This window comes from Streptomyces sp. STR69, from assembly GCF_024519455.1.
Classification (GTDB): Bacteria; Actinomycetota; Actinomycetes; order Streptomycetales; family Streptomycetaceae; genus Streptomyces.
This window is the reverse complement of the sequence record NZ_JALJRY010000004.1, coordinates 61,107-73,538: the sequence shown is the minus strand read 5'-3', so window position 1 is coordinate 73,538 and position 12,432 is coordinate 61,107. Positions and strand designations below refer to the sequence as shown.

The window sequence follows — 12,432 nt, the reverse complement described above, 5'->3', positions numbered from 1 at the left end:
TCTTCGCCCCGCTGCGCGCCGTGTGCGCTACTTCTTGACGCGCACGGTTTTCGTCGAGCGCGTTTCCAGTGTCATCTCGTCCGCGTCGGCCACCCTCGCCTTGAGCCGCACGGTGCCGCTCGCCGCGTCGACGACGTCCACCACCTTGGCCAGCAGCTTCGAGGTCTCCTCGTTGCCGGAGACACTGGCGAGCTGGACGGCCCGGCCGAGCTTGGCGGTCGCGGAGTCGAAGTCGCCCTGTTTGCGGGCCTCCAGGCCCTCCTGGATGACCTGGGCCAGTTCGGCCTGCCCGGTGTAGTGCGCGACCTGGGCGTTGATGCGGGTGGACGCGGCCATGTCGTCGGTCCAGCAGGCACGCACGAGTCCCTGGGCGACGGCCTGCGCCGTACCGTCGGGCTGGGGAACCACGAGGGAGATCCGGCCCGCCAGCATCTCCTCGCCGACTTCCGAGCGGGGGACCTTGATGCAGACGTGGTAGTCGCGGGACTCGTCGCCCCAGGAACCGGTGGGGTAGTCACCGGCGCGCGGGCCGACCTCGGCGCGGCGGAGGGTCAGGTCCTCGACCGTGGGGGCGACCTGCTTGACCCATTTGACCTCGGAGCCCTGCGGGGTCCACACGCGCAGTGCCACATCGGCGACGCCTTTGCCCATCGCGTTCTCCATCATCTGCCGGAAGTCGTCGGCCAGGCCCGAGGGATCGGCGACGATGTCCACGGTACCGAGCAACGCCGAGGCGACGTCGGTCAGTTCCTTGACCTCCCAGTCCGTACCGACCCCTCGCGCGTCACAGGTGAAGCGTCCGGCGCAGGCGTCGAGCACGGCCCGTAGCGCCCCGGGAGCCTCGTGCTCGTTGCGGCCGTCGGTGAGCAGGATGCCGTGGCGGATGGGGACGTCGGCGGTGGCGAGCAGCTCGTCGGCGAGCCACAGCCAACTGCCGATCGCGGTACCGCCGTTCGCGGCGAGCTTGCCCACGGCCTGCTTGGCCTGATGCCGGGTGGCGGAATCGGCGACGGCGAGCCGGCCGTCGGCGGGGTAGACCTCGTAGGCCTCATGGGTTCCGGCGATCACGCCGAAGGCCACACCGTCGCGGATGGTGTCGATCGCGGCGGCGGTCGCGTCACGGGCGTTGCGCATCTTGGTCGGCGGGTTGTCCATCGAGCCGGAGCAGTCGACCATGACGACCACAGCAGCGTCTGGACCGGTCCCGTACGCCTGGGCCGGGCTCGGGCTCTGGGCTCCCAGCGGCAGGCCGCCGAGGGTGCCGCCGCCGGTCGCGGTCACGGTGACGATCGCGTTGACCTCACGGCCGCCCTCGGGAAGGTACTCGTTCTGGTAGATGTCGACGGCGAACTGCGGCACGTCCGATTTGGAGAAGACAGCCATCGCTTGCGCTCCTTAAGCCTGCGTCAGGCAGGTTCGTGTTCGGTCCGCCCGGCAGGCGTGGGGATCGGCAGGACGGCGACCGTCACGTTGTCGTGCGGGGCAGTGACCCGTCGGCGCTCTCGGCGGCTGCCGCCGACGCGTCGTCCGGACGGTGGGCGTACGACACCCCGTCGCACGCGCCGCAGAACCTGTCGTCGGGCTCCAGAGGCTCGGCGCAGACGGGGCAGACGGTCTGTCGCCGCATGTCACACCCACGTCCAGGGACGGAAGCGATTGGCCCGCTCCACCAGTTCGGTCGCCGAGCTGTTCTGCTGGGCGAGCCGGGACAGCACACGGTAGGAGCGCTCCATGCCGAACCGCAGCTCACGCTCGGTCAGACCGCAGTCCAGCAGCCTGGTCCCGGCCGCCTCCGGACCGGCGCCCGGGCTGCCGGAGAGCACCCAGTCGAGTGCGCTGCCCAGAACTTCGGTGGAGAGCCGCTCGCGGCGGTCGGCGTCGATACCGAGCTCCCGCAACTCCTCCACCTGGGCGGCGGCCGACCGCAGGTCCTCCAACAGCGGTTCCCGCGGCGACCGTTCGCGCAGCCGGGCGCGGATCGCGGCGACCCGGGCCGCCGTGAAGTGGATCGACGCCTCCGGCACCGACTCCAACACCGCCACGGACCGGGCCCGTTGGCCCGAGGCCAGCAGCACGCGGGCGAGTCCGAACGCCGCGCTGACGTACCGTTCGTCGGTCGTCCACACCAGCCGGTAGTACTCGGCGGCCTTGTCCAGCCGTCCCAGCATCTCGGCGCAGATGCCCAGCGCCAGCTTGGGCGCGGACTCGCCCGGGAAGGCGTCGTAGACGGCGTCGAAGGCCAGCGCGGCTGTCTGGTGATCACCGGTCGCCAGCGCGGTCAGGCCCCGGTGCCACACCACCCGCCAGTCGTCGAGGTCGTCGTCGGCCAGCGCGGTCAGCATGCGCGAAGCCGCGTCGATGTCGTCCATCTCCAGCCGCGCCCGCAGATCCCGCAGCCGGATCTCGACCGAGTCGACGGGCGCTGTCCGCAAGGCAGTTACCAGTTCCGTCGGCGCCGCGGCGGCCAGGCCCGCCAGGAACTTGGCGTTGGGATCGGTCGGGTCCACCAGCGGCACCGGCAGCGCGAGGGAGGCGGCCCGGGCGTTGAGCCGCGCGACGGTGACCCCGGCCGTTGCCTCCGCGTCCCCGATACGGCCGGAGGCCCGCGCGGACACCGGGTACGACGGACCGGGTGTGGTCCGGGTGTTGCCGAAGAGGTCCATGTCTGGTGTCGAGCCGGAGCTGGGCACGGCTGTGGTGACTGCCGGGCGTCCGAGGGGAGTTGGGGTGTTTCCGAAGGGGGCGGCCTCCGGGGCCGGCCCGGAGCTGGACGCGGCGGCGTTGACCGCCGAACCTCCGGGCGGGGCCGGGGTGTTGCCGAAGAGGTCGCCGCCCGCCGCCCGGCCGGAGCCGGACGCGGCTGCCTCGACCGCAGGGTGCACGGGCCCAACGCCGGTGGATCTGCTCGCCGACCGGCGCAGCGCACCGCGCCGTACCGCGAACTTGTGTGCGCCGAGGACGGAGGTGTCGCCCTCCAGGGGCTCGACCAACTTGTCCTCGACGACCCGGAGTTCCTGTCCGAAGACGGCGGACAGGGCGGGGCGGGACTTGCCGGTCTGCGAGGCCACGATCTCGCGCAGGACGCCGAGGAGCTGGTCGGCCAACTCCTCGGCCGAACCGAAGCGTTTGCCGGGGTCGGGCTCGGTGGCCCGGACGAGCAGCCGGTAGAAGGACTCGTACCGTGCGAAGACGGGGATCTTGTCGGGGCCGGGAAGACTGTCGACGAAGACGGTCGTGTAGCCCTGGAAGTCGAACGTGAGGATCGCGAGGGCACGGGCCACCGTATAGAGGTCGGAGGCCACGGACGGGCCCGACTCCGCGACTTCCGGGGCCTGGTAGCCGACCGTGCCGTAGACCGCCGAGTCCTCGTCGTCCATGTGGCGGACCGCGCCCATGTCGATGAGTTCGAGCCGGTCCTCCTGCTGAATGGCGTTGTCGATCTTGAAGTCGCAGTACAGCAGCCCGTTCTTGTGGAGGTGCCCGAGCGCTTCGAGGGCCTCGACGGCATACGCGATCGCCTGCTCGACCGGCAGCGGCTCGCGCCTGCCGTCCGGCCCGCGCCGCTCGTCGGCGATCTCCTTCAACGACTTGCCGCCGACGTATTCCATGACGATGTAGCCGTCGAGCGAGCCCGTGCGCTGGTCGAGATGCTCGACGAAGTTGTAGATGCGGACGATGTTGGGGTGCTTGATCTCGGCGAGGAACCGGCGCTCCGAGAGGGCCGCGGCCAGCGCGTCCTCGTCGCCGGTGTCGAGCAGACCCTTCAGCACCACCCAACGGTCGCTGACCGCGCGGTCGACGGCGAGATAGATCCAGCCGAGCCCGCCGTACGCCAGACAGCCCACGACCTCGTACTGGCCGTGCAGGACATCGCCCGCCCGCAGCTTGGGAGTGAAGGAGTACTGGTGGCCGCACTTGGCGCAGAAGCCGTCCGCGCGTGCCGGATGGCCAGCGCGGCTGCGGCCGACCGGCGCGCCGCAGTCGCTCTTGCCGCAGTACCGGTTCCGCTCGGGCACCTGGGCGTTCTTCAGGATCGTGGTGGCCGGGTCGGGACGAGGGACGGTCGGCACGGCGACCAGGCCCGCGCCGAGCCCGGAGCGGATCGCGCCGCTCCCGCCGGAAGCCGACCGGCGTACGGTCACCGAGGTCCCGACGCCACCGGTGAGGGTGTGGGACAGCCGGGAGAGAGCGGAGCGGGGTGAGGGCGGGCCGCCGTCGGAGTCGCCGTGGCTCGGGCCCCCGCCGCCGGACGACGCCCCTGCGCTCTTGGCGCTCGCCCGCTGCGGCACCGGGGCGCGTCCGCAGATGTCGCAGTACAGCTCGCCGTCGCCGACGTCCTCCATGGTCCCGGTGCAGCCCGGGCGTTGGCACTTGCTCATGGTGTCCACCTGTTCTGCGTCGGAAGCCCGTGGGCGTACACCCTCAGCCCGTCGTCGGGAACTCGGCCAGCGGACGGCGCAGCCCGACGACGGCGAGAGCCGCGACGAGGACCGCGCCGCCGGCGAGGCCGAGCGCTCCGGACAGTGCGCTGCCGGCACCTTCGGAGGAGGCCTTTTCGTAGGCGCCGGTGTTGATGCCGATGATTTTCTGCAGTGCCGTGTCCAGTTGCCCGAAGGCCCAGTTGGAGTCGCCCGGCTTGTAGCTGACGCAGTACGCGATCGCGGCGGTCACGTCACCGGAGGCGGCGAGGGCGCGGATCTTGCGGTCGTCCTTCTCGTACACCTGGTAGCGGGCGACGACCTCCTCGGCCGCCGCGCGCTCGCCGCGGAAGGTGATGTTGCGGAACTCGTCGCCGAAGAAGCCGGTGAAGCGCAGGTCGCCGTTGTCGGCGCGGTAGGCGTTCATGGCGGTGGCCGCCCGGGCGTCGTAGGTGTGGATGGTGGCTCCGGGCAGGTTCATGAGCTGCTGCGTCTTCTCGAAGAAGTGCTGTTCGTGTTCGGCGGCGTTCGGCTGGTCCAGCAGATAGCGGGACTCGTCGGCGTTGGCGTCGTAGGCGACGGCACGGGCCCGGGTGAGGGCGACGACCGAGTCGTAGGCGTCGCGGCGGGCGACATGCAGGTGGTCCTGCTGGTCGGAGATCTGCACGCTCGCGGCGATGGAGACGCCGAAAGCGATCAGGACGGCGGCTGCCAGCGCCGGATTCACCAGGCGCCGGAAGCGGAGGGCGAGGAAGAGCTGGAGGGCGAGCAGTACGGCGACCAGCAGCAGACCGGCGGCCAGGACGGCGATCCGGGCCGAGGACAGGTTGTCCGTCGTCGTGGAGTACGTCGTGTTGAAGGCGATGTTGTTCGCCGTGACCAACTGGTCGGCCTCCGGGAGCAGTCGGGTCCGCATCAGCTCGGTGGTGGACCGGTAGCCGGCCAGCGTGGCGGGGTCGGTCCTCCCTGCCGCGTAACCCTTCTGCTTGCCGAGGAGCAGCGCGTGGGAGGCGCCCTCCTCGTAGCTGCCGAAGTCGGCGATGGCCTGGGCGACGGACGCCTCGGCGACCGGATCGCCCTGGGCCGCGACCGAGAGGTCACGGAGGTAGACGCCGGCCTGGCTGCGCCGCTGGTTGTAGACGTGGGCGGCGGTGGCGCGGTCGTCGGCGAGTTCCGGATTGGTGCCGAACATCAGCTGGTTGGCCAGCTGGGCGTCCATGTCGTTGAGCGTGAAGTACAGGCCGGTGGCGCTGGTGATCTGGGGTGCGGAGTGGTTCCGGATGTCCGACCAGGAGGAACGCGCGAACAGACCGGTCACGACGAGCGCGATGACGACCAGGGCCGAGGCGCCCAACGTGGCACCGCGCAGCAGTCTGAGCCACTGGGGGACGGTCGTGGGGAGGTGGCCGCGCCACAGCTTCGGCGGCCCGGGACGCGGCCGACGTATGCTGCGGAGCGGCCGGCGTATTCGGCTGTCGGGGGAGATACGCGGTTCGCGGTGTCTCCCTCTCGAAGGCCGGGGGGAGTTGGGCCCCATCGGAGCCGACGCGTGGGACGGCGCCGCGAGGCGCTGTTCCGTGGCGGTGGTGTCCGGCATTGCGTTGAGTCCCCTTCGCGCTGCGGAGCGGCCCGCGCCGCGCCTTCCGCGAGCGCCACTCTTACGCCTCGAACGCGGAACAACCCTGTCTTGTCGCGACTTTGACGCCGCGTCGTCGCGTCCTTGACGCGATGCGGGCGGGGTGGACGTGACAGAGGTGCCGGGTGGGGCGGGTGCGGCGCGGTGGCGGTACGCCGACTGTCGGAGCCGTCGGAGCCGTCGGAGCCGTCGGAGCCGTCCGAGCCGTCCGAGGAGCAGCCCCGTGCGCAGGAGGAGGAGTGGGCGATGCGCCGGAGGGCGCAGAAGGCGTTCGGGGATTCCGTGCTGCACGGTCGGTCAACAGCCCGTGAGGCGGACGCCGTCAAGGTCCCGTCAAACCCGCCTGAGAACGCGTCAGGAGGGTGTCAACGCGCGTCATTCCCGGCCGCTTCCGGTCGCAGACTGATCGGCACGGGGGACGGACGACCGTCCGTGGCGTGGCAGGGGAGGGACCGTGACCATCACGGCCGGAACATCGCGGAGACCTCGGCCCGAGGCCACCGCGCCGCCGCAGGGGGAAGCGGTCGTCCCGCCCGCGGGCGCCCCCGGCCGGCGGCCGGGCGCCCTGGGGAGCCGCCTCCGGCAACGGATCGTGGCCGCGCGGGCCGCTCTGCGCCGCCGCTACTGGGCCCATGTGCCCGCGCGGCTGCGCCTCCTGCGCGCGGCCACGGTCCTGCTCGCCGCCGCCCTGATCGTGCTTCTCACGCTGGCCGGTTTCGCAGCCTCCGGCACCTGGAACACCGTGACCGGCCGCGACGCGCCCCGCACCACCAGCGCCGCCGACCTCGAACTCGCCCTGAACGACATGGACGCCCAGGTCGCCAACCTCCTGCTCGCCAACGGCGACGCGGGCAGGGGGCGACTGCAGACGCCGTACGAGAAGGCGGTCGGGTTCTACGGCGACGCCCGGGACGGGATCGGGCACGATCTGCGGACGCTCGCCGTGGCGGCGCAGGGCGACCGGGCCGACGAGAAGACCGTCGAGTCCCTCACCGATTCCTTCGCCGAGTACCAGGAACTCGTGGGCCGCGCCCTGGAGAACGACGACCGCACCGGCGGCAAGACGTCCGCGCTCGCCGACTACCGGCGGGCAACGGATCTGCTGCAGCGCCGACTCCTGCCCGAGGCAAGGGACTTGGTGAACTCCAACAACACGGTCTTCAACTCGGAGTACACGGCGGCCCGTTCCGCGCTCTCCGCCCAGCTCGTCGCCGTCGTCGTGCTCGGCGTGCTGCTGCTCGCCGTACTCGGCCTGCTGCAGTGGTACCTGTCCCGCCGCTTCCAACGGACCCTGAACGCGAGCATGTTGGCCGCCACCTCCTGCACTCTCCTCGCCGTCCTCCTCGGCACCCAACTCCTCTCCGCCACCGGGGAGAACCTGCGTGGCGCCCGCCGCGACGCCTTCGACTCCGTCGTCGCGCTCTCCCGGGCCCGAGCGATCGCCTACGACGCCAATGCCGACGAGAGTCGCTACCTCCTGGACCCGCGGCGCCGCGACCAGTACGCGGGGTCGTTCCTCGCCAAGTCCCAGGAGCTGTACGGCTTGGAGGGCGCGACCCTCACGACGTACGACGCCCAACTCTCCGCCACCTGGCAGGCGTACCGGACCGACCACCACGACCTCCGCTTCACCGGCGAGTTCCGGCGCGAACTGGACAACATCACCTTCGCGGGGGAGCGGGACGCCGCCGAGAAGACCGTCGACACGTACGCCGTCTACCAGCGCGACGACCGCAAGATCCGGGCGCTGCTGGCGGCCGGAAAGGAGCGCGAGGCCATTGAGTTCTGCATGGGCTGGGAGCCGGGCACCTCGAACGCGCACTTCGAAGCCTGGATGGACGCGCTGGACAAGGTGACGGCCATCAACGAACGGCACTTCGACGGGTTCGCCGACGCCGGCCGCTCGGACGTCACCGGACTGCTGCCCTGGGCGCTCGGAGCCCTCCTCGCCGCAGCCGCACTCACCGTCCTCGGACTGCGGCCACGCTTCGCCGAGTTCCGCTGAGGGGCACGAGGGTCTCGGCGCCGCCCCGGAGACCCGTGCTCCTCAGCGCCGGTCGCGGGCGAGAGCGGCGACCTCGCGTACGGCGTCGGCGACGGCCGGGGCGTCCTTCTTGAGGATCGCGTCGTGATTGCTGGCGACCTTCGCGCTGATCTTGATGTTCGCGTTGCGGGCGACCACTCCGTCGAGGCTGGCGCGGATCTGTTCCTGCTCGTCGCCCTTGCTTCCGAGGGACGCCCCCGAAGCGACGACATAGCGTGCCGGGACGGTGATGCTGTCCAGGACGGGGCCCAACTCCCGCTCGCGGGCGATCCTGCCGAGTTCGATGTTGCTCTCCGCCATCTGCCCGGCGTTCATCCGCGGGGTCAGGCCCGTCGGGCGCAGCAGCGGCATGAACAGGTTCAAGCGCCGGAAGGTCTTCCGGATCCGCTGCTCCATGGCCTCGTCCAGCCAGTCGTGCGGCTGCGCGCCGTCGACCAGGACCGCGCCCAGGGCGCGGTCGGGATTGCGGGCGGCCCAGTGCGCCCCGACGAACGCCCCGTAGGACCAGCCCACCACCAGCGCCCGTTCCACGCCCCGGGCCTTGAGGACGGCGTCGACATCCCCGACGGCGGCCTCGAAGGAGTAGTCCGCGGAACGTTTCGACTTCCTGCCGCGGGCCCGCTCGTCGTAGGTGATGTGCCGCCACTCCGTGCCCAGTTCGGCGATGACCCGCCCCCAGTAACCCTGGGTGGCGAACTGGCCGTTGAGGTAGACCACGGGGATTCCGGTACCGCCGGTGTCGGTGACGGCCAGGGCCGTGTCGTCGACCGGCACCATGCCGGTCCACGCCGAACCGGTCGAGGAAGTGCTGTTCTTCGTCATGCTCTGTTTCTCCTGGTCGTGTGAGAGCTTCTGGTACGGCTTCCGGCTTGTGGTGCTCCGGCTTGTGGTGTTTCAGAGGCTGCGGGCGGTGATGTCGCCGCGGGAGGTGGTGGCGCGGATGTCGAGCGCGGTGACGCCGTCGTTCTTGAGGGAGTTGCTGACGCGGCCGTAGCCGGTGCCGGCGTCCAGCGCGGCCGAGACGTCGGCGGCGGCGCCGACCGTGATGTCGCCGGAGCCGGTGCGCAGCACGACCGTGCCGCGTACGGCCTCGGCGATCCGGATGTCGCCCCTCGGGGTGCTGATCTCGGCGGGGCCGCCCAGCCGACCGACCTCGACGTCGCCGTCGACCGCGGTGAGGCGGACGTCCGCGGCCTCGTCGATCTTGATCCGGCGGTACGCGCCTTCGAAGGCGATGTCGCCGAGGCGTCCGACGGCACGGAGCTCGGCACCGGCGGCCGTGCCCTCGATACGGGAGCCGGCGGGCAGCTGGACCGTGACCTTCAGGGATCCGGAGGTGCCGAAGAGCTTGTTGTCGGGGGTCCGGGTCGTGATGCGCAGGACACCGTCGGCGTAGGCGACCTCCGTCTGCTCGGCGGTCTTGGTGTCGCGGCTCTTGGACGGGTCGGCGGGCAGGACCTCGACGGTGGTGTCGGCGCGGTCCGCGGCGATGAACTGGATGTGTCCTGCGGGGATGTCCAGGACGACGGAGATCGGGGAGGTGGTGTCGAACTTCTGCATCGTGTACTCCGGGTGTCGGCTCGTTGTTTCTGACACCGGAAACGCTACGTTGCCTTTCGTGACTGGGCAACATGCTCGTTGCGCTCAATCTATATCTATGCAGGTCAGTGTCGAGATATCGTTGCAACGGATTTGGAGATAATGCAACGGTGAGGAAGTGTTCCATTGCAATGGATGAAAAGTGAACGCTATGGTGAGGAGATCAGGGACCGACCGACAGCCCCCTGCGCCGACCTGGCCCACCGCCCTACCGAACGCCGCGCCCACCGGCGCAAGCACACCCCGCGCCCGGGCAGGGGGCGCCGGCGCAGGGGCACGGGCGTGACGGCGAGGCGTCTGTCTCCAAGACGATCGCGCGCCAGGGCGTCGGGTTCGCGAAGTCCTCTGTGCGAAGCCCGCAGCGCCACCCGAAACCCGAAATGGCGCGAGGTGAGACGACCCACCAGGTTCGGATCGCGGCCGAGCAGCCGCTGCTCGACGAGGCGTCAGCGGAAGCGGGCGTAGCCGAGCATGTCGGTGACGTCCGCGAACACCCTCTCTCCCGCAGCCGCGGCGGCCGGCGAGAGGGTGTCGAGGGTGAGGAATCCGTGGACCATCCCGGCCTCGCGGCGATGTCTGACGGGAACGTTCGCTGCGGCCAGCCGAGCGGCGTAGGCGTCGCCCTCGTCCCGAAGCGGATCATGCTCGGCGGTGACGACAACGGCGGGCGGCAGCCCGCCGAGGTCGACGGCGTGCAGCGGGCTGACCTCGGGGTCGGCGCGCCGGGCCGGATCGGGGACCCATTGCTCGACGCCCCATGCGACATCGTCGGTCGTCAGACCCCAGCCCGTGCCCTTCGACCGCGTGCTGGGACAGGAGAGCGTCAGATCGGTGTTGGGGTACAGCAGGATCTGGGCGGCCGGTAGCGGTCCGCCCTCGTCACGCAGGCGCAGACAGGCGAGTGCGGCGAGGTTGCCGCCGGAACTGTCACCCATGACGACGATCGGGTCTGCGCTCCCAGCCCCGGGAACTCCACCCGCCGCTGCCCACCGGACGGCATCCACGCAGTCGTCGACAGCGGCCGGCCACGGGTGCTCCGGGGCCCGCCGGAAGTCGACGCTCAGCACGGCCGTCTCGGCGCCGAGCGCCAATCGTCGGCATGCCCGGTCGTGCGACTCCAGATCGCCGATCGTCCACATCCCGCCATGAAGGAACACCACGGGCGGCCCGCCCTTCGCCGAGGGCCGGTAGAGGCGGGCCCCCCCGGCAGCCGAGCCAACCGTCAGATCCTCGACGTGGGCGATCTCGGGACCCGGCGGCCGGGCTTCGGCACGGACTCGCTGCGCGCGACGCAGCTCCGCCGCGCCCACGGCCCGGGCGGGAGGTCCGGGATCCCGCCGAACCGCCTTGATGAAAGAGGTCAGTTCGACATCGGCGAGCGGAGCGTCGATCGGTTCGGCCATGCGGGCCAGGATGCCATCGTGATCCGTACGACGAGGCAGACGGAGCAGGCGAGGTAGTCGGCGAGAACCCGGTACCGCCGCCCGTCGCGCCTCAACTCTGCGGCGGCAACGCCTTCTTCGACGTACGACCCCTCGACCGTGCCGGACTCCCCGCCCACGAGCCGCCGGGCGGTGATCTGCCGCCGGGCCCTGCGCAAGGTGCCTGCCTGCGCCTTCCCGCGGCTCTGGGCCACGGTCTCCGCCTCGGCGACGTTGGCAAGGACCACCGTCAGCAGCCGCAGCCGGGGCGACAGCCGCACAGGTCGTCCGCGGCCTCAACGGGCAGTACGGCGGCCGAAGTCGGAGCGCAACATCCCTTGCCCTGCCAGGCGTCGCGGCCCTCCTTGACCGCGACGGCCGCGATCACCAGGGCGGCTGCCGGGTCGGCCCAGGACCAGCCCAGTACGGCGTTGGCGACCAGGCCGGTCAGCAGCACCGCCGACAGGTAGGTGCACAACAGGGTCTGCTTGGAGTCGGCGACGGCCGATGCCGACCCGAGTTCGCGCCCGGCCCGGCGCTGGGCGGCGGACAGGAACGGCATCACCGCGAGCGACACGGCGGCGAGGGCGATACCGACGAACGAACGGTCCGCCTCACCGGCCCCGACGAAGGCACGTACGGAATCCACGGCCACATAGAGCGCCAGGGCGAAGAACGAGAGGGCGATGATCCGCAGCGCCCGCGCCTCCCGGGCCTCGCGCACCCCGTGATCGGCCGCGGAGAACTGCCAGGCGACCGCCGCCGCCGAGGACACCTCGACCACGGAATCGAGGCCGAAGCCGATGAGCGCGCTGGACGACGCGGCGGTCCCGGCGGCCAGGGCGATGACCGCCTCGACGACGTTGTAAGCGATGGTCGCGCCCACCAACAGCCTTATGCGGCGGGCCAGTTGGTCGCGGCGGACAGGGGACGGGCCCGGCGGGGCCAGGGGCGTCCCGGCGCTCATCAGCAGCAGCCCTTGGCGGCGGCGTCCGGGCAGGTGCGGTCGCTCTCCACCGCCAACACCGCGGTCCGCAGGTCCTGCAGCGCGTGACCGAGGCGGGGATCGGCGAGCTCGTAGCGGGTACGGCGGCCGACCGGCACGGCGACGACGAGACCGCAGTCGCGCAGACACGCCAGATGGTTGGAGAGCCGGGTCCGGGAGATGCCCAACTCCTCCGCCAGATCGGAGGGATGGGCCGGGGCCTCGCGCAGGGCGAGCAGCAGACGGCAGCGGATCGGGTCGGCGAGGGCACGGCCGAAGCGGGCCAGCACCTCGACCTCGGGGGCGAGACTCAGCATACGGCGACGGTA

General features: G+C 71.3%; 11 protein-coding genes. 1 reads left to right on the top strand and 10 read right to left on the bottom strand.

Annotation, left to right across the window (positions count from 1 at the left end; translation table 11 throughout):
• Window positions 1-27: 27 nt before the first annotated feature.
• The 4 genes from OC490_RS08745 to OC490_RS08730 form a co-directional block, all read right to left on the bottom strand.
• Window positions 28-1,383, bottom strand: a complete 1,356-nt coding sequence (locus tag OC490_RS08745; RefSeq protein ID WP_262057272.1) for a vWA domain-containing protein — start codon at window positions 1,381-1,383, stop codon at window positions 28-30.
• 82 nt (window positions 1,384-1,465) lie between these two features.
• Complete coding sequence (locus tag OC490_RS08740) at window positions 1,466-1,627, bottom strand: hypothetical protein (RefSeq protein ID WP_262057271.1); 162 nt, start codon at window positions 1,625-1,627, stop codon at window positions 1,466-1,468.
• Window position 1,628: 1 nt separating this feature from the next.
• Window positions 1,629-4,379, bottom strand: coding sequence for a serine/threonine-protein kinase (locus OC490_RS08735; protein WP_262057270.1), 2,751 nt, complete (start codon window positions 4,377-4,379; stop codon window positions 1,629-1,631).
• 43 nt (window positions 4,380-4,422) lie between these two features.
• Window positions 4,423-6,015 carry a hypothetical protein gene (locus OC490_RS08730; protein ID WP_262057269.1) on the bottom strand — a complete coding sequence of 531 codons (1,593 nt, stop codon included), beginning with the start codon at window positions 6,013-6,015 and terminating at the stop codon, window positions 4,423-4,425.
• A gap of 493 nt (window positions 6,016-6,508) precedes the next feature.
• Between OC490_RS08730 and OC490_RS08725 the strand changes: the two genes are divergently transcribed.
• Window positions 6,509-8,059, top strand: coding sequence for a hypothetical protein (locus OC490_RS08725; RefSeq protein WP_262057268.1), 1,551 nt, complete (start codon window positions 6,509-6,511; stop codon window positions 8,057-8,059).
• 42 nt (window positions 8,060-8,101) lie between these two features.
• On the opposite strand, the gene OC490_RS08720 is transcribed toward OC490_RS08725, so the two are convergent.
• From OC490_RS08720 to OC490_RS08695, 6 genes are all read right to left on the bottom strand, one after another.
• Window positions 8,102-8,920, bottom strand: a complete 819-nt coding sequence (locus OC490_RS08720; RefSeq protein ID WP_262057267.1) for an alpha/beta fold hydrolase — start codon at window positions 8,918-8,920, stop codon at window positions 8,102-8,104.
• A 72-nt stretch (window positions 8,921-8,992) separates the two neighbouring features.
• Window positions 8,993-9,658, bottom strand: coding sequence for a DUF4097 domain-containing protein (locus OC490_RS08715; protein WP_262057266.1), 666 nt, complete (start codon window positions 9,656-9,658; stop codon window positions 8,993-8,995).
• A gap of 485 nt (window positions 9,659-10,143) precedes the next feature.
• The gene (locus tag OC490_RS08710; RefSeq protein WP_262057265.1) at window positions 10,144-11,100 is read right to left on the bottom strand and encodes an alpha/beta hydrolase; all 957 of its coding nucleotides are present in this window, start codon (window positions 11,098-11,100) and stop codon (window positions 10,144-10,146) included.
• On the bottom strand, window positions 11,058-11,399 hold the full coding sequence (locus OC490_RS08705; RefSeq protein ID WP_262057594.1) for a hypothetical protein: 342 nt from the start codon (window positions 11,397-11,399) through the stop codon (window positions 11,058-11,060). The genes OC490_RS08710 and OC490_RS08705 overlap by 43 nt, the downstream gene beginning before the upstream one ends.
• Window positions 11,369-12,085, bottom strand: coding sequence for a cation transporter (locus OC490_RS08700; protein WP_262057264.1), 717 nt, complete (start codon window positions 12,083-12,085; stop codon window positions 11,369-11,371). The genes OC490_RS08705 and OC490_RS08700 overlap by 31 nt, the downstream gene beginning before the upstream one ends.
• On the bottom strand, window positions 12,085-12,420 hold the full coding sequence (locus OC490_RS08695; RefSeq protein WP_262057263.1) for an ArsR/SmtB family transcription factor: 336 nt from the start codon (window positions 12,418-12,420) through the stop codon (window positions 12,085-12,087). The genes OC490_RS08700 and OC490_RS08695 overlap by 1 nt, the downstream gene beginning before the upstream one ends.
• Window positions 12,421-12,432: the final 12 nt, after the last annotated feature.